The organism is Phyllobacterium sophorae, assembly GCF_003010965.1.
In the GTDB taxonomy this organism is placed as follows: domain Bacteria; phylum Pseudomonadota; class Alphaproteobacteria; order Rhizobiales; family Rhizobiaceae; genus Phyllobacterium; species Phyllobacterium sophorae.
This window is the reverse complement of record NZ_PGGM01000003.1, coordinates 92,907-119,598: the sequence shown is the minus strand read 5'-3', so window position 1 is coordinate 119,598 and position 26,692 is coordinate 92,907. Positions and strand designations below refer to the sequence as shown.

The following is a 26,692-nucleotide window of genomic DNA, read 5'->3' as shown; positions in this document are numbered from 1 at the left end:
GAGGACGTAGCGTTTCACGGGTGCCTCTCTTCAGTAGCTGTGTTCGTGACGAGTGGATCGGACATAGGCTGCGGCAACGATGATAACGAAGAGAATCATGAGCACGGAAACGGCGCTGCCGAGGGATATCTCATAAGTCTGGAAAGACAGTTGCCACGACCAGTACTGGGCGACATTGGAGCTGTCGGCCGGGCCGCCTTGCGTCAGCGCAGCAATCAGATCGAATTGTTGCAGCGTGAAAATGACGCCGAGCGAAATGACTGCGCCAAGCTGCGCTCGCATCAAAGGCAGGGTAATTGATCGGAAGCGTTCAAGGGGACCGGCACCGTCCAGTTCCGCCGCCTCGTAGACATCACGCGGAATGCTGGCAAGGCCTACCGAAAGCAAAATCATATTGAAGGGAATACCGAGCCAGATATTGGCAATGATGACGGCGTAGAGGGCGACATTCGGATCCGATAGCCAGAAGATGCGATCATCGGTGAGACCAAGTGCCGTCAGCACATAGTTGATAACGCCGAAATCACCGGCAAAGAGCCATTTCCAGATGGCGCCCACGACGAGCGCCGGCATAATCCATCCGGCAAGGAACAGGCCGCGCAAATAGGTCGCGCCCGGAAAATCCTGCTGGAAGAAGAGCGCAAGGCCAAAGCCAATCGAAAGCTGGAACACGATCGACAACACGACGAATTGCACGGTGTTCCACAAAACGGTCGCGGCAATCGGCTGCGCGAAAATAGTGGAGTAGTTCTCCAGGCCAACAAAGGGACGCTTGAAGGAGGTGATCGTAAACATGTCGACGGTCTGCAGTGACATGATGATATTGTAGATGATCGGAAAGGCGGAAAACGCAACCAAATAAACAAGGGCAAGTCCAAGCAGCAGGATGTCAAATCCACTGCCATCCCGGATGGTTCTGATAATGCCCTGCATCGCGTCCTCCGCTCGCCGCTTCAATTGAGATGTCGCTCCCCGCATTGGCGGGAAAGCGACAGACAACAGCCCTAGTCGTTCAAAACGCCGTCGATCTGCTTTTGCGCGGCAGCAAGCGCCGTCTTCGCATCGCTCTGATGCGTCAAAGATGACTGAATGGCGGTGTAGATCGCCTTCGATATTTTTGGCCACTCGGGATGCGGACCGCGATTGCGGGCATATTTCATGCTCTCTTCGAACACTGCATAGATCGCGGGATTATTAGGATTGTTCGACTGTACGTTCGCCGCCGGGACAAAACCGAAGCGGTTCCAGACATCAGGCATTTTGCTGTAAAGGAATTCGAGGAGGATGAAGGCCTCTTTGGGATGTTCGCTCTTGGCAAGAATAACATTGTCGCCTTCGCCCAGGGCAGATGCACGGGTGGCACCGTCCCGGGGTACCGGCAGAAGGGCAGCGCGGTAGTCAAATTTTGCTTCCCGTCCCATGCGCGGCAATTCCCACGGGCCCGAGATCGCCATCGCCGCATTGCCAGCGTTGAATGTTCCAGTTGAATCATATTGGCTGCGGATCAAGGTATCTGGAGAAGCGAGCTTTTCGTCGATGAGCTTGCCCCAGAAGTTCAGAACCTTCTCGCCGCCTTCCGTGTCGACCTTGTTGTAGTCGCCGCCTGCCATCTGCAGCCAGGGCAGGAACTGGAACGTGCCTTCTTCTGTAGCGACCGCGGAAAATGCCAGACCATAGACATTCTTGGCTGGATCATTGAGTTTCTTGGCGGCTGCGTAAAGTTCATCCCATGTCCTGGGCGGTTTGTCGGGATCGAGCCCTTTCGCCTTGAACATGTCGGCATTGTAGTAAAGCGCGATTGTATTGGCGCCGCGGGGAACACCGTAAATCTTGTCATCCCAGGTCACCGATGAGAGGGGACCGGGGAAGATATCGTCCTTCTTGATGACTTTTGATTCCGCCAGCATCGCGCTAAGATCGAGCAACAGACCGCGGGAGGCAAACAGCGCAACTTCCGGATTGTCAATGTAGGTCACATCGGGCGATTCCCCGGTCGCGGTGGCGCGTGCCAGATCATTGACCATGTCGCGAAACTGAACGGTTTTGATGTTTAGCTTGATGTCGGGATGGGCCTGCTCGAATTCATCCTTCAAAAGATACATATACTGATCTGGCCGATCGATCGTCCAAATGTCCAATGTCACCGGCTCGGCTTGAGCAGCACCGGAAATGAGCAGCGCAGCAGCTGCGATCCAATGTGATATGCGTTTCATCGCTTCCTCCTCGTGTGGCTGGACCGGATTTGGATGCTTCTTGTTGGCACGTTTTCCCGGTATTGGCGTTGTGTTGTCTCCGGAACTCCCGTCCGGCAGCGGGCCCGCTTGGGGAAATCAAGGATTGGCGACGAATGCGCCGCCACGACTTTGTTTCAGATGATTGAGCGAATGGACCTGTCCGGTCATTTCCAGTTCGTTGCGGTAGACCGGATCATGCCAGCCTTCGATGTCGATCGATCCCGACCAGCCTGCGAGGCGCAGTTCAGAAATTACATCCACCCAGTTGGTGTCGCCAAAACCCGGCGAACGCATGAACACGAACTTTTCCTTGCCGAAGATGCCGTGCTCGCGAATGACTTCCCAGCGGATCGTTGCGTCCTTGCCGTGAACATGGAAAATCTTCGGCGCCCATTTGCGGATCTGCGGCAGCGGGTCGATGAGATAGATCATCTGATGACATGGTTCCCATTCGAGACCAAGATTGTCAGCGGGAACTTCGTTGAAGATCATCTCCCAGGCATCGGGAGTGTGGGCAATGTTCCAGTCACCGCTTGCCCAATTGCCATCCATGGCGCAGTTTTCAAAGGCCAGCTTCACGCCCTTGTCGGCGGCACGCATGGCGAGTTCGGTCCAGACCCGCCGGAATTGTGGCAAGCTCTCCTCAATCGGTTTGCCGCGAATTCGCCCCGTAAAGCCTGCAATCGTGGTTGCGCCGAAAAGGTGGGCATTGTCGATCAGCGCTTCCCAGCCTTTGAGGGTTTCGCGGTCAATTTCAGTATCCTCGAGCGGATTGCCGAACATGCCGAGCGTTGATATTGTCACATCCGCATCGCCAATTGCCTCTTTCAGCTCTGCCGCCAGCCGCGACAGATCCTTGTTCATCACCTGCCAGAAGAAGGGTTCGATACTTTCGAAACCATGCGGCAGGATGCTTTTGACATAAGCGGCGGGATCGGGTGTATTACCCTTGATCATGGTGCCGATACGGATGGCTTTTGCCGGGTCGCTCACTCGAATGCTCCTTCAGATCGTAATTTCGATACGCCGGCCGGACTCGGCGCTGTCAATTGCACCGAACACCATGGCCAGGCTCTTGATATTCTCCGTGCCGACCGTTTCCGGTACGGGCCCGCCCTTTGTGGCGACAATAAAATCCTGCATGACTCCGAGGTGGCCGCCGACGCGATCAGACGCATCGAGGGGAGGGACCCCGACGGCGGCCACCCCGGAAAAAAGGCCGTTTTTGCCGGAGGTGACGGCTTCGGCCTTAATGTCATCATGCCCGTCCCAGACAACAGTCCCGTTGCAACCCACGATACGCCATGCGCTTTCCCAGCTTGTGCGCAAACCATCTGCGCACCAGCTGCCGCGGTAGGTAAAAACCGCGCCGTTGGAAAACTCGAATATGGCGGCTGCCGATGATCCTTGGCTGTACCACGAATTGGCCGGCTCCCATTCACGGGCGTAAACGGCCGTGGCGGCTTCACCGGCCATAAAGCGCGCGGCGTCGAAGGTGTGGATCGCCATGTCAAGAAACAGAACGTGAGGCATTTCCTCGCGAAAGCCGCCAAAATGCGGAGCGAGAAAGAAGTCGCAATGGATGCTGGTCACTTCGCCGATAGCGCCTGATTCGATCAGTCTGCGGATACGGCGGATTTGGGCAAGGTAGCGCCGGTTTTGCACAACGGCGTGAATCCGGCCTGCCTCACGTGCACGCCAAACGAGATCGCGGGCCTCTGCCAGGGTTTCGGCCATGGGCTTTTCGGAAAGAACATGGCAACCGGCTTCCAGTCCGGCTGCAACAGTTGCGTGCCGTGCGGCGGGTACCACGATATCGAAAAGCAGGTTGGGGCTGGTTTTGGCCAAAACTTTCACAAGGTTGTTGCCGATGAGGGCGGAGGTGAGGCCAAACTCCGTGGCCCGCGCTTCAGCACGGTCTGTGTCTAAATCGACAACACCGACGATATCGATGTCCCCAAGGGCGCCAACTGCCTCGAACCAGGCTTTGCTCATGGCTCCGCAGCCGACTAAAACGGCACGTTGCATCTAATCTCCTCCCGACGAAATCCATGGTTAAACCGATTAAATCGATTGCAATTGGACTCCGTAAACGTTTACGATTTCATATCGGCGTTTTGTTTTTGTCAATCCCTCATTTGGGTGTTTTATGAGGGAAGGCGCTTAGAACGAATCGGTAAAGGGAGAAAAAGCGTGAGTATTCGGGACCTTGCCCGCCATCTCGATATTTCGATTGGTACCGTGTCGCGGGCCCTGAACGGCAAGTCGGACGTTAATCCAGAAACACGCGAACGTGTACTGGTTGCGGCCAAGAAACTCGGCTATGTGCCCAATCAGTCAGGCCGCAGCTTGCGGCAGGGCACCACCAACACGATTGGCTTCATGATCGAATCGACCATTGAAAGCGCTGACAGTGGCGGTAACTTCTTTATGCCGGTGTTCGAGGGCGTGCAATCTGTGTTCAGGCGCCATCATCTCGATCTTGTGGCACTGTTGTGTGGAACCGATGAGGATCCCGCCACCTACCTCAACCGCGTCGTTGGGCGCCGGTTTGTAGACGGACTGATCATTTCGGCAACGACCCGCAACGATCCGCGCATAAGCTTCCTATTGGAGCGTAAAATTCCTTTTGTGGCTCTTGGGCGCAGTGCGACCCGAGGGAGCTATCCTTGGATCGATCTTGATTTTGAAGGGGTCGCGGCAACGGCTGTCGCGCGCCTTGTGCACTTTGGTCATCGCCGGATCGCCATCGGTGTTCCTGCCAGTGATATCAATCTTGGCTATGTTTTCCAGGATGGCTACAAGCGCGCCCTCAAGATGAGTGGCATCCATTTTGATCCTGAACTTGTTCTGCGTGCACACAGCAATGAAGAAGGCGGTTACCAGGTCGCCAGTGGGATGCTGGCGCAAAAGCAAATGCCCACGGCAGTCATTCTCGTGAACGAGAATATGGCCATCGGTCTTTACAGGCGTTTTTATGAAGCAGGGATTCATCCGGGTCGCGATGTTGCTGTTGTTGGTTTCCGCGAAAGCACGCAAAGCCGCTTTCTGTCACCGACATTGACCTGTTTTCGAATTTCCCTGCGTGATCTTGGCATAAAGCTGGCTGAAGCATTGCTTTCAACCATGCCGGCATTCATGAGCAATTATCCGCAGGGCAGGATTGAGCTAGTTTGGCCGATGGAATTGGTACCCGGCGAAAGCGATCGACTTTGGCGTGGAACGTGATTGGCGTGTTTTGGCTGCCACATTCCTAGCTTGCGAGCCAAAAATTTCCACTGCTGGAGACACCTCCAAGGTCACGCTGGGTTATGACCACGAGTTGCGTGCCGAGCAAGAATATCAAAGGCGTGTTCGTGACTGTGGCCCCGGCGGCTTCTCTGCAGGATATGCTCAACTCACTTCGGTATCATCTATGCGACCGACTGGAGGGTGCGAAATCCGCAGCCAAGTCAACGATGGCCCGTTTAAAATCTCTCCAGCCGGAGGAAGATTTTCGGAGTCGCCAGGCGACAGGCATGGCGTAAGTGCGAACGATAGTAAAACCGGTCCGGCAAAAACTACTTGCGGTCTTCATCGTCAATAGTGATGAAAAGGAGCTCGTCTTGCCGCTGAAGTAGAGTTAACAAAGTCGGCCGGCCACAAATCATGTCCGGGCCTCATGAGCCACCCTTAGGAGAAACCCACCATGTATGATCTGCTTGTCTCACCTCCTTTTCAGATTGTTGCTCTGGGTGTTGCAGGCATCATCACGTGGCATTTGCAAGGGCGTGGTCGTCCCAACGCGCGCCTCATCGTCCAGATCGCATTCTTCTCCACCATGACGGCAATACTGTTTGGAAACGGTATCTCCCCCGACCAGTTCGAGCCAGAAGGCGGCGGTATGCTCCTTGCCGCCAAGATGCTGTGGTGGGTGCATCTGGCCTGGGCCGTGATCGGTTTTATCCGCATTTACATTGTTCTCGACGGCAGGCCGCGGGAAGCACGGTTGTTACAGGACCTGATCATCGCCGTAGTCTACCTCGGGGTCATGCTTTCGGTTCTCGCCTTCGTATTTGGCTTTGCGATAGGAACGCTCCTTGCGACCTCCGGTGTCATCGCCATCATCCTCGGGCTTGCCTTGCAAAGCACGCTCAACGATGTCTTTTCCGGCCTGGCGCTCACATTGGGACGTCCGTATGGAATCGGTGACTGGATCATACTAAGCGACGGCACTGAAGGACGGATCGTGGAGACCACTTGGCGTTCAACCCATATCCTGACGCCGGCCAACAACATCGTCGTTTTGCCCAACAGTTTCCTGGCTAAGATCGGGCTGACGAATATCAGCCGTCCTGACGAGACGCATCAGGTGGTTCTGACGCTCCGTGTGAAGCCGACGCGCACCCCGACCTTTGTCGTCGAAACAATGCAGCAAGCCATGATTGGAGCAAACTACATCGTTCATGATCCTGCTCCCGTCGTCGCGCTCAAGGGCGTCGATGCCTTTGCCATCGAGATTGATCTGCAATTCCGCGTCAGACATCCCGCAGATAGAATTCCTGCCAAAAACGAGCTTCTGGATCTCGCCTACCGTCAATGTATGGCGACCGGGATATTTCTTGCCCTACCGCCGTCGTCTGCCATCCTTATCGACAATCTTGACGCTGGTCGTGCCCTTCCAGAGTCGTTGCAGGAAGTGTTGCAGTCGATCCCAATCTTCGCCGGTCTTAAACAGGAAGAACTGCAGAAGCTCGAAGCGTCGGCGACACTAGAGCGGTATGCCCCCGGACAGCTCTTTTTCCATGGGGCGGATCATACGCCGGGCCTGATGATCGTCCGCTCGGGAGCTGTATCGGCACTTTGTGATGGCATGGAAGTTCTACGACTCGCACCGGGCGCCATTTTCGGTCAGATCGATGGGATCGTCCGCCAGGACACCAAATACGAGGCTTTGACGGTGCTCGAAGCCTATGAGATTGACGGAGCGGCCTTGGTGTCGTTGTTGGGAAATCATCCTGAAATCCAAGAGAACCTTACCCGCCACCTTTCCAGCCTTGCGAGGAATGTGGCAGCAACGGACAATCGGCCTGTTCAAGCGGAGCATGCATCCATCCTGCGCCGTAAAGTTCAGGGTTTGTGGGGCCGATAATCCGGGCGATCCTGATATCCAGGCATGTTCGAGCATCCATTCAAAGCTGCTTTGCAAAGCGCTGGTGGAAATGTCGTGCGCCAGCGTCTTTCATGAGGCGATAGCGTAAAGCTTGGACGGTTCGCCCATGCCCGTGCGTTTTCCGCCACCGGCCAGAACGGAGGCGCAAGCAGACGTTCACTATGAAACTGACCTAAAAGTCCGCCAGTCGACAAAAGCCGCGAAAAGTGCCGCCAACAAGGCGAGCGATGCCGATATCAGCAATATGGCGAGCAGTGTATGGACTGTTTCCGTCACAAAGAGACCCGCAGCAGAGGCGATGAGTGCTCCGCCAGCAATTGTCATTGCCGAGGCCAGCCCCACAGCGGTGCCAGCAAGATCAGCCCGCACGGACAACACGCCGGTATTGGCCGCGGGCATGGTCAACCCATTGCCGATGCCGATGAACATGCAAGGTCCAAAGAATGCAAGAACATCGGTACTGCCCAATGTCGACAGGACCAGGCCAATCGACAGCCCGATGCAGGTCAAAACACGCCCGAAAATAAGGGATGTGCTCAGCGAGTACCGGGAGGCGTAACGGCCAGCTAAATAGCTACCCAGGATAAAGCCTGCCGGCACCATGCCCATATAGAAGCCAAGTTTCGCACTTGATCCGCCGAGCGCTTGATTAACCGTCAACGGAGCCCCGCCGAAAAAGACATAGAGCGTACCCATCGAGCAAGCCATACACAGAGTATAAGCCCACAACCGTGCCGAGCTGAGGAGCTGCCCGTACGAAGCAAGGTAGTCCCGATTTGATCCGGGCGCGTGCGCGACCGTTTCTCCTAGCTCGCGCATAGACAATGCGAGGACAGCGGCACCAAGGATCGCAAAAACAGCAAAGCCCGCTCGCCACCCGAACAACTCGTCCAACAGCCCACCCAAGAGAGGACCGAGCATCGGTGCAATCGCCCATCCCATGGCGAGGTAACCCATTTTGCTTGCAGCTTTGCGTTCACCCGATGTCTCCTTGATAATGACGAGAGCCACGGAATAGCAGGCAGAAATGGAGCCTTGCATCGCTCGGAAAACAAGGAAGGCACCAATGTTGGTCGCAAGAGCACAGCCAATGGACGCTGCAATGAAGATGCAGACAGACAGCAATACGACTGGCCTGCGCCCATATCGATCTGACAAGGCACCTGCGATGAGTGCTGTCAGGGCTGTAACGATCGCGTAGCCGGCAACCGAAAGGTTGACGAGCGCGAAATCAGCCTGGAACGTGGAAGCGATGTTCGGCAGGGACGGTAAAATCATATTCACCGGCAGCGCTGCGAGCGCTGAAAGGAAGATGAGGGTGGTTAGTCGGGGTGGAGTAATAATTCGCGTCATGACCGGTTCCTCGGCCATTTGTGCGCAGGAAATCTGAATGGGATCGTCGTCCTTCATGGTTATGTCCGTCTTGTCAGGGGGTTACTGCGAAAATCTGACGAGGCGCGGGCCCAAATTCCGGGCATAAAAAAGGCCCCGTCAGGAGCCTGCTTACCGCGCATGGGTGCTTTCGCCGGATGGCTATCCCATCCTGCCCATGCGCTTTGTTACCACGACAAGAACCATTGCGATCTTCATGACGTTACAGCTAGACAGAAATTTGCACATCGTCAATGCCACCATGCCTTCAGCTTAATAACGGCAAAGCAACGCGCTCCATACTGCGCTGAGGGCGCAAACAAGACCAACCCAGCCCAAGTTGAATGTCGCAGAAAGCGGTCAACTCGCTGGCTATGCCTTTTCGAGCCGAAAGTTCAGCATGAGGAGGACAGAGGTGGAGGCGGCGAGCGCCCCATCTCACGCCATTCTCGACACCCTCACTTGTGTCGATCTGCTCTCACCCCGGCGCTTCAAATCAAGCAGCCAACTGTTTCCTTTGTACGCAAAAGGCGAGCGTATTGCCGTCTAGCGGGCACACGCCGGTGATATATCTGCTCGCGCAAAGGGCCTTGGACTGGCTTGGGTCGTCAGCCTGACTAATCTTCGGCGTGAAGCGGCGCACCAGCGCGATAGAGTAAAATTGGTCGGATTTCATAGACTGCGGTTGGATTGGCACGACGCAGGTCGCGCGCGGTCGCAACGGCGGCCTCGAGGGTTGGGCAATCCACCACATAAAAGCCGAGCAACTGCTCCTTGGTCTCAGCAAAGGGGCCGTCGGTGATCATGCCGGCATCCTTCCCACGCAAGGTCACGGCGCTTCGTGTCGGGCCAAGGCGTGCAGCTGGTCCCAGACACTTTTCACGGACGAGGCGATCATTGACCTCGAGCAGTTCGGCCATCAGCGCCGCGTCCTCCTCTTTGGTCCATGATTCGACCACTTCCTCCTCGTGATAGGCCAAGATGGCGTAGAACATGGTTGTCCCTCTCGTGCATCGATCACTTTCGTCTCGGCCCCATTGCACGTCCTGAACTGAGTTGACGTTGACGCGACCGAAATTCCGTAGCTCGTTGGATTTTGTTGATTAGATAGGTTCGATAATCGTCGGGCAAGCCCTACCGGTACTCCCTGTTATTGGAAAACAGTGCTTGTGCAGTACGAGAGCCCGCTAGGGCGTCGGTTTCTGGCGCGGAAACGTTATTCTTCGCCGACCCGAACGAGGCCGCCCTGGGTGATGGAAAGCCCCGAAGGAGACTGCGAGCCCTTGTCGCGGCGCCTGCCTCGAGAATCGATCTGCTGTCGGCGCTACAACCAGCGCCGCACGCGCGCGCAGTAGTGGCGATAGGCGTCGCCGAACGTGCGCTCAAGATAAGTTTCCTCACGGGCCACCACACCGTGGCGAATTACAAGGGCGAAGGGCACGAGCGTCCCGATCAGCCAAAGGCTGTCGAAGGCAATGGCGAGACCGACGAGCCCGAAAAACATGCCGAGGTAGATGGGATTGCGCGTGAAGCGGTAGGGTCCGCCCTGGACGATGGTAGTGGTCGGCATGTTGGTGGGCACGTTCGAGCCGGCCTTGGTGATGGTGGCGATCGCCCAGGCGACGAACGCCAGCGCGAGGACGAACACAATCCCGCCGACCCAGCCCGCGGGCAGCGAGGCTGGCAGGAACGGCAAGGGCACGGCCCATTGCAGGGCGAATCCGGCGAGCACCGCGAGCGCCCACGCGATCGGCGGCCGAATGACGACATTGGCGGTGTCTGCGCGATCACTCATGGCTAAGCTTTCGTTGCGCCCGTGAAAAAACCCTCAAGCTCCGTAAAGCCCATGGCTTGTTCTGAAAACCGAAAAGTTCCTGTTGTTCTCATCTCCCGCGCTGCGTTTGCGAATGCGCCGAATGCCAGCCGCGCCAACGCCGATCCGACACTGATGCGTTTGACGCCGGCATGTGCCAGTTCTGCAATGCCAAATGTTGTCCCCGGCATGCCCATGACGACATTGACGGGTTTGGTCACTGCCTCGCAAACCGCACGGATCGTGCCGAGGTCGTGGAGACCTGGTGCATAGAGAACGTCGGCACCGGCGTCCTGGAAAGCTTGTAACCGCTCAATGGTCTCATCGAGATCGGGGCGACCCCACAGGAAATTCTCGCATCGCGCCGTCAGCACAAAATCATGCGGCAAGGCGCGGCGGGCTTCGGCCGCCGCTGCGATACGCTCTACGGCCAAGGTGAAATCGTAGATCGGATGATCCCGTCGGCCGGTGTGGTCTTCGAGAGAACATCCTGCAAGCCCTATATTGGCGGCGGCCTGAATTGTCTCGGCGGCACTTTCGGGGCTGTCTCCGAAACCTTTTTCAAGGTCGGCAGAAACCGGCAGAGGTGTAGCTGCCACGATAGTCCGGCAATGGTTCATGGTATCTTCTCTCGACACACTGCCCTCAGGGACGCCGAGAGAAAAAGCCATTCCGGCGCTGGTGGTCGCGAGCGCCGGAAAGCCAATTGCTGCGAGAATTCGCGCCGTTCCAACGTCCCAAGGATTGGGGATGATAAACGCGCCAGGCTCTTCATGCAGTCGTCGAAATGCTTTACCCTTGTCTTCCATAAGGCCCCCTTTATTATCGGCCAACCGAGGAGGGGCCCGAGGTAGTTCAATATCTCATTTGCTCACTTGGTTGCCAATAGCGCCTACACGAATCGCGAAGACACGACATGTCTCGCCGACACCGGAATAACTTTCCCCGCCTTCCGAACTGGTTTCACTGGTCCAGCGTCTTCGTCAACGACGTGATCAGGACGGGAAAGGGTTATTGCGTTGATGGACAGATCCCGCAACAAAACCGCCCGATTTTAAAGTCGCTGCTTTGTACCTGCGCTCTTGCCGTCGGAGCTTTTCGAACGTTCCTCAAAACGCTGCGAGCCTTTTGCTAGGTCTGAACCTTTCTGGGCTTCCACTTTCTTTTCCTCGTTTGCGGCGCTCTTCCTCAAGCCCCGCGCGGATTTCCTACCTTTTTCTGTAGGGGCTTGCTCGATACCCATTGCATTTCCTCCGTGTTTCAATGCCGCCAGCTCAACGGTTGAGTTCTCATTTCGTTCCGCCGTGCTCTGATCTGTCAAAATTCAGTTCGGCCGCGTGGAGAAGTGGTCATCTCGTGCCCTTGTTCCGCCCTTTCCTCAATGCCCTTTAGGTAGTCAACACGGAGAAGATAGTCTGCTCTCACTGGCTGTCCAAGGTCGCGTCCCATGCCTGTCGAGCGCACGTTCGTTCTAGCTGCAGAAGGAGACAACTCTCGGTTGCGTGACTCAAAACCAGAACAAACGCGCCCTGCGATGCCACGGTCTCAGAGCTGGTAAAAGATGACGCGGCCAAAGCCCTCTTCCAGGTCTGCTTTCCGTGTTGGCGGGCCTGATCGGTTGCCTGGTTAGGACGGTTTGGAGAAATTCCGCTCCATTTTTGTATGTTTCTGTGCGGCCAGGATCAACCGGACGTGCCAGAACCGGCGGCTCGAAATCGTGTTTCGAACTCGCGTCGCAGGCTGCGTCTAACTTCGGCAGCACGCAGACGCTGCTGCGCAACCTCTGATTTGGGATGATATGCTGGCACTTCAGTCGGCCGGCCATCGACATCCACGGCCACCATGGTGAAGTAGCAAGAATTCGTGTGCCGACGCGTGCCGGTGCGGATGTCTTCCGCCTCAACCCGAATGCCGACTTCCATTGACGTTCGACCGGCGTAATTGATCGAGGCTCGAAAGGTCACCAATTCGCCGACCATGATAGGTTGACGGAACACGACTTGATCTACTGACAGCGTGACGGCGTATTGCTTCGAGAAGCGCGATGCACAGGAGAAAGCGACGCGGTCCAGGACATTGAGCAAGGCACCGCCATGCACCTTGCCACTAAAGTTGGCCATGTCTGGCGTCATCAGGACGACCATTTCAATTCGACTTGTATCGGTGCCGTCATCCATTGCGTGCATCTCCAGCGTTTGCAATCATTATGCAGGAAAAAGGGAGGCTTCGGAAAGACGCAGATATAAGATACCGATCGTTGCGCAATTTTTCTTCGGCGAACCGCCTCTGCTCGCTCCCGATCTTACTGATCTGCGGCCGGAAGCTGCGGGCATCGCCAAGGATATATATCCCACAGCGGATAATGCCCCACACGCAATGAGCGAAATGAAGGACGGCATTACCATCGAGAGTTTCAAGTCTCGTGTTTTTTTCTGCTCAGCAATTCCAACAGCACCTTTGCGTTCTTAATCGCGTAACCGTCGCGATCGTTGTTAAAATATACCCAAACATTTCTGGCCCGGCTTTTCTGAATGCGCTTAGCCCAAACTGCCAATTCTACTTCACTATAGTCGTGGCCGTACCACTGTTTGGTTCCGTGAAAGCGGATGTAGATGTCCTCAGCGGTTTTCACCAGCTCATCGGGAAGTCGCGGGCCGCTACAGGAACAGAAGATCGCTCCCGCTGCACGAAACGCCGCATAAACGTCCGCATTCCACCAGCTTTTGTGACGAAATTCGATCACGTTGCGATGACGCGGATCCAGCTGCTGCAAGATGGTCTTGAGAAGAGCTTGGTCGTAGCGAATGCTTGGTGGCAGCTGAAAGAGAAAACAGCCCATGCGTGGCCCAAGCAGATCGGCGATATACCCGAAATCCCCGATCAAGGTCCTGGTATCCTCAAAACGCTTAATATGAGTGATTAATTCGCATACTTTGATTGTGTAAATGAAGTCGCCATCCGCCTGGCGCAGCCAGGACTTGACTGTCGCAATCGAGGGCCACGCATAGAACGGTGCATTGAGCTCCACAGTTTTGAAATTTTGCTGGTAAATCGCAAACCATTGTTTGGAGGGGACTTCCTCTGGATAAAATCTGCCTTTCCAATGCCAATAATACCAGCCGGAGCATCCGACATGGATGCCGTCCCCCAAACGGCCGGCTGAAGCCGCAGTTTTTGGCACCTGCCTTTCCGAAATACGAACCTCGTGCATCGTTGCCGCGCGCTGCAAATTTGCCAGCCTTTGCTTTTGCCGGCGCTCGGCGCGCCGCTCGCGTCGTCGTTGGATCTCTTCGGGGGAACAGTCCATCGCTGTGGCCTTAATCCGATGGCAACCGGCATGTTGCGTTACCACTCTGCCCAGGGTCGATATTTGCAATCTGAGACATGAAATGCGTACTCTGCTTATTGGAACGAAGGACGGCCATCGATGTTCCTGCTTGATTGCGCCGAACCCTATTGACGACAGGATCGTGAGGACTGAAGTTTGCCAGAACTTTCCTACTACGCCGGCATCACAACCTGAGCGGAGATTGTACGAGGGAGGCCAATGACCAACAAAAGAATCGCAGAACTTGTACTAGAAAGCGCGATCGACTACGCCATCATCACAGCTGACCTGTCCGGCAACGTCACCTCATGGAGCGTTGGAGCTCAGGAGTTATTTGGCTGGAGCGAGGCAGAGGTATTAGGGCTGGCTGCCGATATCATCTTCACAAGCGACGACCGTGCGCAGGACGTGCCGCGCAAAGAAATGGCAAATGCTCTAAAAAACGGCCGTGCGACAGACGAGCGCTGGCATCTGCGTAAGGATGGCTCAAAGTTTTGGGCCAGCGGCTTGATGTTGCCGCTTCAAGATGGTGGGACTGCCGAAGGTTTCCTCAAGATCGTTCGAGACCGAACGCAGCAAAAGCGGGCCGATGAACTACAGTCGATGTTAAGTCAGGAATTGAGCCATCGGTTAAAGAACCAGCTTGCGATGGTACAGGGCATTGTCAACCAGTCGCTACGGCGTGCGGACAATATTGAGGCCGCGGGTGTGTCAATCAGCCAGCGCCTTGGCGTTCTAGGACGAGCACACGACTTGCTCTTGACGGGTTATGGGGAACGCATAGCAGTTCAAACCCTGATCGAGAGATCGGTAAATCTCCATCAGGACGGGCGTGGCAGCCAGTTCAGTCTTGAAGGTCCAGCCCTGGAGGTGGGACCTCAGTCTGCCCTATCTTTGGCAATGCTACTCCATGAACTTACAACCAACGCATTTAAGTATGGCGCATTGTCGACGGCAGGAGGCCAGGTAAGCGTCAAATGGGGGATTGCAGATCTGGATGGCGAGCCTGCCTTCAGGCTTGACTGGCTGGAGAAGAACGGTCCTCCGGTTGTTGAACCTACGGCCGAGGGATTGGGCACCCGACTGATAAGAAGCGGGGTTGCGGGCGCACCAAATCATGTCGATTTGGTCTATGCACCAGATGGACTGAGGTGCACGGTGCTAGCGCAGCTAAAAGGCTTCCAAGCCGATTTGTAAGCGCGTGCCGGAGCGATCTCACCGGATCGACCAACGCTGTTACAGTTCTCGCGACGAGCCTTGTGTCTTCCCCTTTCATCTTGAGGTTGTTTTTCGACACTCGCCCTGACCGTGGCTGTGAAAACCGCCGCCTCGTTTCTCATCGATGGGCGACGACGTGCCGAGCCCTGTCGAGGAATTTGATTGTCCTATCCTGCGCGCACTTCCTCGGTGTGAACTTCAAAGCGAGACAAGACCGATGGGCCAAAGCTGGTCGATATCGCCACGTCTGTTGCATCGCGCCCGGTGGCCATCAGGATGCGGCCAATTCTTGGCGTGTTATGGCGCGCATCGACGGTGTGCCAATGTCCGCCGAGATAAACCTCGAACCACGCATTAAAATCCATGGGGTCGGGATTGAATGGAACACCGATGTCACCAAGATAGCCCGTGCAATAACGCGCAGGAATGTTCATACAGCGGCACAACGTGATCGCGAGGTGAGCGAAATCGCGACAGACGCCTGTCTTGTCGGTAAAGCCCCCGTGGGCGGTCCTCAGGACGTCCGCCTTCTGGTAGTCGAAGGTTATATGGTTGTGTACGAAGTCCAGGATCGCTGCAATGCGTGGCCATCCCGGTGGCGTTGCCGAGAACTGAGCCCAGGCAAAATCGCTGAGGCGGTCCGTATCGCAATAACGGCTGCCAAGCAGGAAGACCAGGACATCATCGGGCAAATCCTTGATATCGTGTTGAATAGCATTCACGGGAACGAGGTCAGGTTGGCCGCTGTCATAGATTTCGAACTCGGACGATATTGTTGTCAGCCCGGGCGGCGCAACGATACGTGTGCAGGCATTGCCAAAGCTGTCAGTGTATCCCCAGGCCTCAATCGGGCGGTCGAAGGTGAGTATTTGGTCGGTGAGAAGGTCGATGCGGCGCGAGGGATGAATATTCAAAACCAGTAGCATCGATGTCGGTTGGGGGCATTCGTAGCCTAATGTGAACCCGGCGCGTATCTTCATGGTCTCTCCTTGGTTGAAGCGATAACCACCGCATCAGCAGTGAATATGGCGCAACGCAGGATAGCGGCGAGGGGTTCCCTTCATTCGTCAGCGGTTTGGAAAAGTTCCTGGTGTTTCCGTGGTTACGTTCACTTGCACCGACATCCCCTCGTAGTCCGAGGGTCGTCCGTCATAACTGCCTGTCAGGGGGATTGCCTGGCGGGGGTCGCGCGCGACGGCAACGCGGATTAGATCGCGATTACCGACGATGCCGTTGGTCGGATCAAATTCCACCCATCCTGCTCCAGGGAGATAAATCTGGCACCAGGCATGTGTGGAACCGCCCCCACGTGTTATCGAACCGTCTCGACTAGGAACATAAATGTACCCTGTCACAAATCTCGCCGCTAAACCGAGCGAGCGGGCCGCTTCCATCATCAGGACGGCAAAATCCCGACATGTGCCGCGACGGAATTGCAACGTGTCGAGTGGCGTCTGCGTGCCCCTTGCCAAACGGCGTTCGTATACGAAGCTCTCGTGAATTGCGTAACACATGGTCATCAAGAGATGCCCGGTTTCGGTCGGATGTCCAACACGGACAAATTGCCGGGCCCAACGATCGAGAACACCATCAGGATCGGAATGGTGACACGTGATCGTCCGCTCCAGATCGATGATCTCGTCGCCGTCATAACTAAAGGGATAAGTGAGCGCCTCTTCATCGATCTGAAGATCAAGGGGGACCTGCGGTGTATGTTCCAGTCGAATATGACTTTGAAAGCGCAACTCCGTTGCTGGTTCGGCGATTTGTACGATCGCAACGCAATTGCCAAAGACATCATGGATCCAGCGGATTTGTCGCGGTGTGGGATCGACAACAAGCGCCGCCTCAAGAAGGCGCTGATCGAAACTGTCCCGCGGACGAAACATCAGCCGATGCTCACCAAATGCCACGGGCCTGAGGTACCGATAAACGGTTGAATGTCGCACCGAAAAAATGGTCATAGCAGATTCTTACGTCGCACGCGCTGTTCAGCAAAGTCCTATTTGGAACTTTACGTTTTCTGACTTGTTTTCGTTAGATTCATGGCTGGCTCAATTCGGAGAAGAGCATGTGAAATCTGCAAGCATTTGATCTCCGCTGATGAAAGTCCCTGAATTTATTGGAAGGAATGGCTGGTGCCAATTGATCAAATGAGCCCGATACGCAACCACTTGCTGTCGCGTTTGTCCGAAAAGGACCTGGCTTTGCTATTGCCCAAAATGCAGGTCGTACCATTGAAATTGCGACAGGAAATTGAGACGCCAGGAGAAACGCTCGAACATGTCTATTTTCTTGAAAGTGGAATCGCATCGATGATGGCGAGCTTGCCGCGTGCTCGCGATCTGGAAGTTGGTCTTTTTGGGAGAGATGGGATGTCTGGATCGGCACTTCTACAATACGACGATCGAAGCGCCTATCGCACAGTGGTTCAAATGAGTGGAAGCGCTTTTCGGATCGATGCGTCCGACCTTGTTGAAGCTCTTTCGGTTAGTGAACCCATGAAAATGTTGTTCACACGTTTTGCGCGCGCGCTTTCAATTCAGGTGGGTTCAACGGCCATCGCCAACGGACATTCAAAATTAGAAGATCGATTGGCCCGCTGGGTGTTGCTTGCTCATGACCGGGTGGACGGCGATAGCATGTTTTTCACCCATGAACATTTGGCTCGCATGTTGGGCGTCAGGAGGGCGGGCGTAACCGTTGCTCTCCATGTCTTGGAAGGAAAAGGCCTTATACGATCCAAGCGGTCAGAGATCGTCGTCTTAGACCGCGAGGGACTGATGGAACTTGCGGACGGTGCCTATGGTCTGGCCGAAGAAGAATCGGTGCGTTTGACTGGCTGGTCGTTAAGGCAGACGCACAGGGCGTTGATGTGAGATGTTAAGGTCATTCAGTGGAACTGGCCGACAGGATTCCACGAAGTCATCAGAGGAACAATAATCGTTTGGCGTAGTTCTTTCCGACTCGCCACATTCGGTGGCGGATTAAAACTGGAGGGATGATCCATGGTCACCAAAACATTAGACACGTTATTTCATGAGACATTGAAGGATATCTACTACGCTGAGCGGAAGATTCTGAAGGCTTTGCCGAAAATGGCGAAAGGCGCAGACTCCATGGAATTAAAGGCTGCATTCGAGAAACACCGGAACGAAACAGAAGTCCATGTAGAGCGTCTCCAGCAGGTTTTCGAGATTTTCGGCAAGCGCGCACAAGGCAAAACCTGCGAGGCGATCGAAGGTATCATTGCTGAAGGTGAAGAAATGCTCGACGACTTTAGGGGCGAGCCAGCTCTTGACGCAGGCCTGGTTTCCTCGGCTCAGGCCGTAGAGCACTATGAGATAGCTCGTTATGGCACGTTGGCCCGTTGGGCCGATGAACTAGGCATGAAGGATGCTCTGGCACTTCTGGTCCAAACCCTGGAAGAAGAGATAGCAACCGATGCGGCCCTCACCAAACTCGCCGAAGGCGGCGTCAACGCCAAAGCCCAAAAAGTAGCTGCGTAGCAGCACCCGTGCTCATTCCAGTGGAGTGGGCACGGTTTTCAACAGTGAGGAGGTTACTTTGCGATTGATTGATACACTTGTAACGCCGCCCGAGACCCCGGAATCGGTAGCTTTTTCATAAAATTCGTGGGCGAAGGTGGGGAATCCTTTTCGGTAACGCTTGAGGACCGAGTTAGTCTTATCACCAAGGCCAAAGCAATAATGACCCAGATCGCTACAATCTCTCACTGGGACGAGCCGATCTCCGAATATGACGCACAGAGCAACGCCAATAATCGCAAGAACATAGCTTGCTTCCAAATGAAATACACTCTCTGGCCGTGAGCGACCCACCGAGGATCGAGCAGTGGATAAAGAGACGCTGGACGAACAATTTCAGGAAGGCATGGAAGATCGCTTGCATGGCAGAGATCCGGATTCCGTAGTGAGCATTGCAATTGCCGGGCAGCTTAAAACGGCTTCGTAATACCTTAACAAGTGGGCTTTCTCGGCGAAGTGCCTCCGATGCCGATATTTTGCTTTGTGTTCATGACGATGTTGTTCTTGAAGACGTGGAAGGAATTTAACCTGCGCATTGCGAACGCGCCTGGCAGAAGCCAAGCAAGCAGCCAAGGAATTCTTGTCGACGGGATTCTTGACGGCCTCGACCCACCCCTCGGGTGGTTCGCGTATATAATCAGCCGGGCGAGTTGGTCGGAACCATATTGTTTGCCGATCTTTTGAAAGCAGATTCCGCTGGCTGCAGCGGTTGGATGAACCTTCATTCGCTTTTAGCTGCGTGGATGAACGCCCAAGAAATCGCCGGGTCGGCACGTGTACGCACCTATGCCTGCAAGATGTGTACGATAGCGCACCAAGCCCCGGTTATGGGGAACACTTCTCTTCTCACGATGTTGAGTATGTGCTGGATATTCATTCAGTCAAACATTGGAGGAAACACGTGCCAAATAATCAAGGCAATAAATCAAGCAGCAGCAAGGGCGGCTCGAAAAGCTCGGATGACAAGCAATCCAAAAGCGGTTCAGGGTCTGACAAGCAATCCAAAGGCGGCGAGAGCAGCAAGAGCCGCTAACGCCACGTAATGCGTAAAACGGTGGCCCCAACATTGGGCCACCGAACGTTCCAAATATCCAGATCAGTGATAATCGCCTGACGAGCTTCTTGGGAACCAAGTTGCCGAACGCACTCTTGTGAGCCCATGCGACCTTAGCGAGGCCAGTTCCGCGGAGATAAAGATTTGACGCGCCAGAAGGGCTGGCCCGGTTCGGGCTTAACCGGCTGAAAATGCGCGTTCAGTTCCCGAACCCAGGTTCAAATGCCGCTCACTTAAAGCTTAAAATTATGTGCGATATAGTACATGTTCCCCATATTAAGGAACCTAATTCATTCCCGGAGGTTCGCTAAGGACAAACCTGCCAATATAGGAGTCCTGATGAACATCCAAGATAATTATACTGCGTTTCATCCCAACAATGCAGAAGTCCTTGGCCCTCTTATATGTTTTTCTCACCTTAGATGGGATTTTGTCTATCAGAGACCACAGCATCTCATGGAACGTTTTGCCATCCAGCGACAAGTATTCTTCTTCGAGGAATCGATCGGAACTGATCACTACGCGCCTTACCTGGAATTTCATGCATTTAAGGGATCCGCGGTCAAGTGCGTGCGTCCTCGCGTTCCCCATGCATTCTCGCAGAGCGAAACCCGGGATGCGCTGGAAGAACTTGTCGTCCAACTCATTCATTTGAGCGGGGGGCGAAAACCAAACTTCTGGTTTTACACCCCGATGATGTATGAATTCGCAAGTGCAATCGATACCGAACTTGTGGTTTACGACTGCATGGACGAATTGGCGAACTTTCTTGGCGCCCCGGCGCGTTTGCATGAATTGGAAGTCGAGTTAATACGCAGAGCAGATGTCGTATTCACAGGTGGATACAGTCTGTTTGAAGCAAAGCGGCTGCTTCACGACAACATTCATCCCTTTCCATCCGGGGTTGACATCGAACACTTTCGCATCGCCCGCAACCGACCTTCAACCACTCTTAATCGTAAAACCATAAACCGTCCGAAGCTGGGTTATTGTGGCGTTATCGACGAACGGCTGGATCTGGCGTTAGTCGCCGCGACGGCGGCGGCTCGACCACAATGGTCGATTGAGTTGATTGGACCTGTCGCAAAGATTTCCCAAAGTGATCTGCCCCGCGCGCCCAATATCCACTACACGGGTAAGGTCCCCTATGCAGAGCTTCCGGACTATCTGGCTGCGTGGGACGTGGCGATCATGCCTTTTGCATTGAACGACGCTACGCGCTTCATAAGCCCAACTAAGACACCTGAGTACCTCGCAGCTGGTCGACCCGTAGTATCGACTCCAATCAGGGATGTCGTTCGTCATTATGGTGGTGTCAAAGGGGTGTTTATCGCTGGCGACACCGAGGAGTTCATCAAGCTTTGTGATGAGGCGCTTTCATTAAAGAATTCGGATGATTCATGGTTAGTGGACGCGGATGAAATCCTTGCGACCTGCACTTGGGATGAAACGTTCAATCAGATGAACGGGCACATTAACGCCGCAATGGCTCGCAAAACGCAATCTGTTCAGGATGTTTCCCATCCTCCGCTGTGTCGGCGCAAAGGTTCCGGCGGGGGGTATGACTGTCTCATTGTCGGCGCGGGATTTGCCGGCTCAGTGCTGGCGGAGCGCTTGGCCGCAGATGGTGGCAAACGCGTCCTGCTGTGCGATCGTCGCCCTCACGTGGGCGGCAACGCTTACGATTTTTACGATCGCAGCGGTATCCTTGTCCACAAATACGGCCCTCACATCTTTCATACCAACAACGATGCAATTTTTTCTTATCTTTCGAGATTCACTGCCTGGCGGGCTTATGAGCATCGCGTCCTTGCTGATGTGGCGGGAACCTTGCTCCCGATCCCGATCAATCGCACTACCCTCAATGGACTTTATGGGCTCGACCTTCGAAATGACGTACAAGCGGCGGACTTTCTCACTAGCTGCGCAGAAAACGTAGAGGCGATCATTTCTTCAAAGGATGTGGTTATCGCCGCTGTTGGTCGGGATCTTTACCATACATTCTTTGAGGGATACACGCGCAAGCAATGGGGACTCGACCCTTCCGAGCTCGATAAGTCTGTCGCTGCGCGCATACCCACGCGCACGAGCACAGACGATCGTTACTTTCAGGACAGTATCCAAGCAATGCCACTTCATGGCTATACTCACATGTTTGAGAATATGCTTGATCACGACAACATCGACATACTGCTGGATGCAGACTTTTCCGAGGTTCGCAAAGAGCATGTGTCGGCTCATACGATCTTTACCGGACCAATCGATGAATATTACCAGCACATTTTCGGAGCACTTCCCTATCGAAGTCTGCAGTTTAAACATGAAACGTACGATAGGCGGCGGATCCAGCCCGTGGGTGTGGTAAACTATCCATCAGAACAAATACCCTATACTCGCATTACCGAGTACAAGCACCTGACTGGACAAGTTCACCCGAAAACCAGCGTGAGCTATGAATTTGCTTGCTCAGAGGGTGACCCATACTATCCGATCCCGCGTCCGGAAAATCAGGCTCTTTTTAAGAGATATGAACAACTTGCCAAAGCAAGTCCCAACGTCACCTTCGTCGGTCGACTAGGCACTTATAAATACTACAATATGGATCAGGTCGTGGGCCAAGCCTTGGCTACCTATCGCCGCTTGAAGACGTTCTCGATCGGCGAGGGAAGGGTGGTATTGCGATCATGAGAGAGTGTCGTCAACTGCTCTCCACATTGAGAAGCTGATGATGCTGCCACGCAGAAGGGATTTTGTCGGTCAAAAACCTGACCCCCATGCAGTATTGGATGGGATTCCGGCCCCCAACCTGTTCCAGTCCTTCTTTCAAGGCGGGTTTGAATGCTCCACCCATCAATTGGCTTCTGGGCGTCGCCTCGACATAATCGCTTCAACAAAACACGATATTTCCGCAGCAGCCGACTACTCCCAATTGAGCGAACATTCCATATCAACGGTTCGCGATGGAATTCGCTGGCATTTGATCGAAGGTACTGCGGGAATCTACCATTGGGATAGTTTTCTTCCCATGCTGCAAGCTGCCCGCGAGACGGGCACTCAGGTAATTTGGGACTTATTGCATTACGGCTGGCCTTGCGGGATCGATATCTGGAAACCGGAATTTGTGGCGCGCTTTGCTTCCTTCGCCGCCGCGGCTGCCGGAATAATAAAAGAACATAGTGACAGCATTCCGTTTTACGCTCCAATAAACGAAATTTCGTTCATGGCCTGGGGCGGCGGCCAGGTGGGTTATCTCAATCCCTTCGCCCGCGCGCGGGGGTTTGAATTGAAGGTCCAATTGGTGCGAGCGTCGATTGCAGCTATGCATGCCATACTGGACATTGATCCCCGAGCCCGTTTTGTCCATTGTGATCCTATTATTAATGTCGTGGCGGATTCTGCTCGACCATGGGAGCATGAGGCAGCAGAAGGCCACCGTCGAGCCCAATTCGAATCCTGGGATATGATTTGTGGCTCATCCTGGCCCCAGCTTGGAGGCCAGCAAAATCTCCTCGATATCATTGGGGTGAATTACTATTCACACAATCAGTGGATTTTGGAAGGCGATACTCTCGCCGTGGACGACTCTCGGTACAGACCGCTGAGTTCACTGTTACTGGAAACATTCATCCGATACAAAAAGCCGATATTCGTCGCCGAAACGGGGATCGAAGATGATGCGCGGCCGGCATGGCTGCGGTATGTCTGCGCGGAAGCCCGCAAAGCTATCTCAATTGGGGTGCCTTTGGAAGGAATCTGCCTCTATCCAATCCTTGAACATCTTGGCTGGGATGATAGTCGCCTGTGTCGGAATGGTCTCTTGTCATCGCTTCCCGACGCAGGCCGCCGTGAGGAACATGTGCCCCTCGCGGAAGAATTGAAATTACAGAAGCATTTGTTCGGCCAATACAAGAGGCATTAAAATTAGTACGGGGCCGCTTTCCGCCGGCGATGTGCTATTTCATCTTTACGTTCGCTTCCCGGGCCCATACTCGCAACCTTCCAAGCTCTGCAATAAAGGGGGCGACATCTTTCGCTTCGGTCAGGAGTATCACCCCGTTATCGATGCTATCGGCGATGCCTGCCTTTTCAAGTAAAGGCAAAGCCGATGCGGAGTATCCGATAAACTTGCAGTGGGCGAATGCGTCCGCGACAAAGTCGCGGGCCGTCGATTCTTTCAGCAAGTCCAGCATTCCGCTATCCGAGGTTAACAACACGACGGCGTCGTAGAGGACCGAGGGACCGCCATCGATCATCTGGTCGCCTTCGACCATGGTGCCATCTGCGGCTTCGGCACCCCCTACCACTGGGCTGATGATTTCAAACGCAGCCTTTTCTGCCAGCAGGCCTTTTTGCAATGCTTTCAACAGGGTCCCATCAAAACCATCCGTTAGCAAAATTCCCAGTTTTCGACCCTCAAAACGCTCCGGGCCGTTTTTCGCAATGCTGAGCGCAGGTGACGGCTCAAGGTCCTGCCGCGTCGGCACAGCAGCCTCCGCCGCAATGGGCATGAATTTCAGACCAAGGCCGCGCGCAACCTTTGCGGCTAGCGTTTCGTCAATGTTGAGAAGATGCGAGACCAATCGTTCGCGGATTACTGGGGTCTTTACTTTGCTGAGTTCGAATGTAAGGGCAGCCGCGATATGTTTCTGTTCAGGCAGAGTTTGACTGATATAAAATTGACGCGCCTGGCTATAGTGATCAGCGAAGGATTCGGCCCGGAGACGGACCTTCTGTCCAGACTCCGCGTCTGCAAATGACCGGAATCCCCGCTCGGTTGATGCCCGCGGACCTTCTCCCCAGGAATTAGGTTGATAATTGACCCGCCCCACAGGATTACGCATCGCCATGTGGCCATCCTGTTGAAAGTGATTAAAGGGGCATTTAGGAGCATTGATTGGAATGTGCGTGAAGTTGGGGCCACCAAGTCGTTTTAACTGTGTGTCGAGGTAGGAGAAATTTCGCCCCTGCAATAAAGGATCGTTGGAGAAATCGATGCCAGGTGGAACATTCTGCGTCATGAACGCCACCTGTTCAGTCTCCGCAAAGAAGTTATCAGGCATCCGATCTAGCACTAGGCGGCCCACAGGAATGGGGGGCAGGATTTCTTCGGGAATGAGCTTTGTTGCGTCGAGTATGTCAAAATCGAAATTGTCGGCGAAGTTCTGATCGAAAAGCTGGATCTGCAGCTCCCATTCCGGGAATGCACCCGACTTAATGGACTCCCATAGATCGCGGCGGTGGAAATCGGGATCGGATCCATTGATCTTGACAGCTTCATTCCAGGCAACAGATTGAAGGCCTAGCTTGGGTTTCCAATGGAATTTTACGAAAGTGGACTCATTCTTGGCGTTCACAAAGCGGAACGTGTGAACTCCGAATCCCTCCATGAACCGAAAGGACCGGGGGATAGCCCGATCGGACATGATCCACATGATCATGTGCATGCTTTCGGGCGTGAGACTTATAAAGTCCCAGAAATTGTCGTGTGCCGATTGTGCCTGCGGAAAAGCTCGGTCGGGCTCCTGTTTGACCGCATGTATTATGTCGGGAAATTTGATCGCATCCTGGATAAAGAAAACCGGGATATTATTACCGACCAAATCCCAGTTGCCTTCCTGAGTGTAGAGCTTGACGGCAAATCCTCTCACGTCCCGCGCCAAATCGAACGAGCCCTTATTGCCGGCGACAGTTGAAAACCTGACGAAAGCCGGAGTCTTCTCGCCTGCCCGCTGAAAGAGGTCAGCCCGGGTGTATTCGGCAAGCGATTCGTAGGTTTCGAAAAAGCCATGCGCTCCATAACCGCGAGCATGCACCACCCGTTCAGGAATGCGCTCATGGTCGAAATGAAAGATCTTCTCGCGAAAGTGAAAGTCTTCGAGGAGCGCGGGTCCCCTGGGCCCGATCTTCAGGGTATTGTGATCATCTGTAACTGGACTACCTTGAGCAGTCGTGAGCACCGGAGTGCCATACTCAGCAATCTGGTGTAATTCTCCGCCCGCGCCACGCTGCAGCGATTGATCGTGGACGGTGGCGGTGTTGGAGCGACTTGATTTAGATGTCTTAGGCATTCTGGTTCCTTGATTTTGATCGTCACGAGATTCCTTGGAAGTTGGTCCGACTTGTCGTGGACGCATTCAGCGCGACGTTTTGAAAGTTTTGGAATTCCCCAATGAATCTGAAAGCGAACCGAGATCGGCGTCGGTTTTCAGTTCTTCCTGAAGGGTGGCGTCGATAAGATCGGCCGCTTCCGAATACCCCAAAGCCAGGCTCCACTTTTTGAGCGCGCTGTATCGAGCGATTTCGTAATGCTCGACGGCCTGCGCGCCCGCAATCAGACCAAGATCCAGCGCGGGGCTTTCCTTAAATTTATCGAGGATTTCCTCGCCTTCTTCGATAATGGCATCAACGGCCGGGCAGGTTTTGGCTTTCACCGGCTTGCCCAAAAGTTCGAATATTTGGTCAAGGCGCTCGACGTGGCTCTGCGTTTCCTCATAGTGTTTTTCGAAGGCTTCTTTGAGCTTTGGCGTCTGGGCGCTTGCCGCCATCTTCGGAAGTGCCGTTAGGATTTTGCGTTCCGCGTAATAAACGTCTTTCAAACCATCGGTGAGTAAGTCGTCTAGGTTCTTGCTTGCCATGGTGGGTTCCTCTCTCGCATCGGACTTCGGTCTAACTACGCAGTTCAGTAGTTGTTCCAGGCCTTCGCGGCCCGGTTCCCTTTTTGAGCCGTATAGCGATCGAAAATGCTCTGCGACTGGGTTGGAGAATTAGGAGGAAAGGGACCAACGCGAATTTTCATTCGGTTGAGGTTGGCGGAGGCGCGGGTGTCGGTTGAACCGTGGATCCCTGATCGCGGCTGCACAGGCGAGGAAATCACCGACTGTTCGCTCACTGGACAAGGCGCTTATGAACAAAGCCCCATCCCACCGTTGGCGGCCCGAAGCAGTTCGGCCATCGTAAGGTCAACGCGATTGCTG

The 26,692-nt window shown here is 54.4% G+C and carries 22 protein-coding genes; 7 read left to right on the top strand and 15 right to left on the bottom strand.

Going from position 1 to position 26,692, the window contains the following annotated elements; translation table 11 throughout:
- Positions 1-30 precede the first annotated feature (30 nt).
- The 4 genes from CU103_RS08380 to CU103_RS08365 all read right to left on the bottom strand — a co-directional run bounded on the left by CU103_RS08380 (position 31) and on the right by CU103_RS08365 (position 4,262).
- Positions 31-933 (bottom strand): carbohydrate ABC transporter permease, encoded by a 903-nt coding sequence (locus tag CU103_RS08380; protein WP_106663464.1) that lies wholly within the window; start codon positions 931-933, stop codon positions 31-33.
- Between the two features lie 71 nt (positions 934-1,004).
- Positions 1,005-2,213 carry an ABC transporter substrate-binding protein gene (locus tag CU103_RS08375; RefSeq protein WP_106663463.1) on the bottom strand — a complete coding sequence of 403 codons (1,209 nt, stop codon included), beginning with the start codon at positions 2,211-2,213 and terminating at the stop codon, positions 1,005-1,007.
- Between the two features lie 117 nt (positions 2,214-2,330).
- A complete protein-coding gene (locus tag CU103_RS08370) occupies positions 2,331-3,227 on the bottom strand; it encodes a sugar phosphate isomerase/epimerase family protein (protein ID WP_106663462.1) in 897 nt (298 codons plus the stop codon).
- Between the two features lie 12 nt (positions 3,228-3,239).
- Positions 3,240-4,262 (bottom strand): Gfo/Idh/MocA family protein, encoded by a 1,023-nt coding sequence (locus tag CU103_RS08365; RefSeq protein WP_106663461.1) that lies wholly within the window; start codon positions 4,260-4,262, stop codon positions 3,240-3,242.
- Between the two features lie 165 nt (positions 4,263-4,427).
- Between CU103_RS08365 and CU103_RS08360 the strand changes: the two genes are divergently transcribed.
- Both CU103_RS08360 and CU103_RS08350 read left to right on the top strand, forming a co-directional pair.
- Positions 4,428-5,462, top strand: coding sequence for a LacI family DNA-binding transcriptional regulator (locus CU103_RS08360; RefSeq protein ID WP_106663460.1), 1,035 nt, complete (start codon positions 4,428-4,430; stop codon positions 5,460-5,462).
- 460 nt (positions 5,463-5,922) lie between these two features.
- Entirely contained in the window at positions 5,923-7,365 is a 1,443-nt protein-coding gene (locus tag CU103_RS08350; RefSeq protein ID WP_106663459.1) for a mechanosensitive ion channel domain-containing protein, read from the top strand.
- 180 nt (positions 7,366-7,545) lie between these two features.
- Here CU103_RS08350 and CU103_RS08345 read toward each other — a convergent pair whose 3' ends face one another.
- From CU103_RS08345 to CU103_RS08315, 7 genes are all read right to left on the bottom strand, one after another.
- Positions 7,546-8,796 carry an MFS transporter gene (locus CU103_RS08345; RefSeq protein ID WP_106663458.1) on the bottom strand — a complete coding sequence of 417 codons (1,251 nt, stop codon included), beginning with the start codon at positions 8,794-8,796 and terminating at the stop codon, positions 7,546-7,548.
- 578 nt (positions 8,797-9,374) lie between these two features.
- Entirely contained in the window at positions 9,375-9,752 is a 378-nt protein-coding gene (locus CU103_RS08340) for a YciI family protein (protein WP_106663457.1), read from the bottom strand.
- A 329-nt stretch (positions 9,753-10,081) separates the two neighbouring features.
- Positions 10,082-10,552, bottom strand: a complete 471-nt coding sequence (locus CU103_RS08335; RefSeq protein WP_106663456.1) for a methyltransferase family protein — start codon at positions 10,550-10,552, stop codon at positions 10,082-10,084.
- A gap of 2 nt (positions 10,553-10,554) precedes the next feature.
- Positions 10,555-11,379, bottom strand: coding sequence for an isocitrate lyase/PEP mutase family protein (locus CU103_RS08330; RefSeq protein ID WP_106663455.1), 825 nt, complete (start codon positions 11,377-11,379; stop codon positions 10,555-10,557).
- Positions 11,380-11,624: 245 nt separating this feature from the next.
- Positions 11,625-11,813: a hypothetical protein gene (locus CU103_RS08325; protein ID WP_106663454.1), complete on the bottom strand. Its 189-nt coding sequence runs from the start codon at positions 11,811-11,813 to the stop codon at positions 11,625-11,627.
- Between the two features lie 439 nt (positions 11,814-12,252).
- Positions 12,253-12,747 carry an acyl-CoA thioesterase gene (locus tag CU103_RS08320; RefSeq protein ID WP_106663453.1) on the bottom strand — a complete coding sequence of 165 codons (495 nt, stop codon included), beginning with the start codon at positions 12,745-12,747 and terminating at the stop codon, positions 12,253-12,255.
- A gap of 236 nt (positions 12,748-12,983) precedes the next feature.
- Positions 12,984-13,877 carry a DUF72 domain-containing protein gene (locus CU103_RS08315; protein ID WP_106663452.1) on the bottom strand — a complete coding sequence of 298 codons (894 nt, stop codon included), beginning with the start codon at positions 13,875-13,877 and terminating at the stop codon, positions 12,984-12,986.
- Positions 13,878-14,117: 240 nt separating this feature from the next.
- On the opposite strand from CU103_RS08315, the gene CU103_RS08310 reads away from it, so the two are divergent.
- A complete protein-coding gene (locus CU103_RS08310) occupies positions 14,118-15,095 on the top strand; it encodes a sensor histidine kinase (RefSeq protein WP_106663451.1) in 978 nt (325 codons plus the stop codon).
- 188 nt (positions 15,096-15,283) lie between these two features.
- Here the strand turns inward: CU103_RS08310 and CU103_RS08305 are convergent, their stop codons facing one another.
- Positions 15,284-16,096 carry a transglutaminase-like domain-containing protein gene (locus CU103_RS08305; RefSeq protein ID WP_106663450.1) on the bottom strand — a complete coding sequence of 271 codons (813 nt, stop codon included), beginning with the start codon at positions 16,094-16,096 and terminating at the stop codon, positions 15,284-15,286.
- 87 nt (positions 16,097-16,183) lie between these two features.
- The gene (locus CU103_RS08300) at positions 16,184-17,080 is read right to left on the bottom strand and encodes a transglutaminase family protein (RefSeq protein ID WP_106663449.1); all 897 of its coding nucleotides are present in this window, start codon (positions 17,078-17,080) and stop codon (positions 16,184-16,186) included.
- A gap of 174 nt (positions 17,081-17,254) precedes the next feature.
- On the opposite strand from CU103_RS08300, the gene CU103_RS08295 reads away from it, so the two are divergent.
- The 4 genes from CU103_RS08295 (at position 17,255) to CU103_RS08265 (ending at position 23,637) form a co-directional block, all read left to right on the top strand.
- On the top strand, positions 17,255-17,995 hold the full coding sequence (locus CU103_RS08295) for a Crp/Fnr family transcriptional regulator (protein ID WP_245448672.1): 741 nt from the start codon (positions 17,255-17,257) through the stop codon (positions 17,993-17,995).
- Positions 17,996-18,124: 129 nt separating this feature from the next.
- Entirely contained in the window at positions 18,125-18,625 is a 501-nt protein-coding gene (locus CU103_RS08290; protein WP_106663447.1) for a YciE/YciF ferroxidase family protein, read from the top strand.
- Between the two features lie 1,549 nt (positions 18,626-20,174).
- The gene (gene glf, locus CU103_RS08270) at positions 20,175-22,406 is read left to right on the top strand and encodes a UDP-galactopyranose mutase (protein ID WP_170117023.1); all 2,232 of its coding nucleotides are present in this window, start codon (positions 20,175-20,177) and stop codon (positions 22,404-22,406) included.
- Between the two features lie 37 nt (positions 22,407-22,443).
- The gene (locus CU103_RS08265; RefSeq protein ID WP_245448671.1) at positions 22,444-23,637 is read left to right on the top strand and encodes a glycoside hydrolase family 1 protein; all 1,194 of its coding nucleotides are present in this window, start codon (positions 22,444-22,446) and stop codon (positions 23,635-23,637) included.
- Positions 23,638-23,671: 34 nt separating this feature from the next.
- Here the strand turns inward: CU103_RS08265 and katE are convergent, their stop codons facing one another.
- Together katE and CU103_RS08255 are read right to left on the bottom strand one after the other, a co-directional pair.
- A complete protein-coding gene (gene katE / locus CU103_RS08260; protein WP_106663442.1) occupies positions 23,672-25,786 on the bottom strand; it encodes a catalase in 2,115 nt (704 codons plus the stop codon).
- A gap of 66 nt (positions 25,787-25,852) precedes the next feature.
- Positions 25,853-26,353, bottom strand: coding sequence for a YciE/YciF ferroxidase family protein (locus tag CU103_RS08255; protein WP_106663441.1), 501 nt, complete (start codon positions 26,351-26,353; stop codon positions 25,853-25,855).
- Positions 26,354-26,692 lie beyond the last annotated feature (339 nt).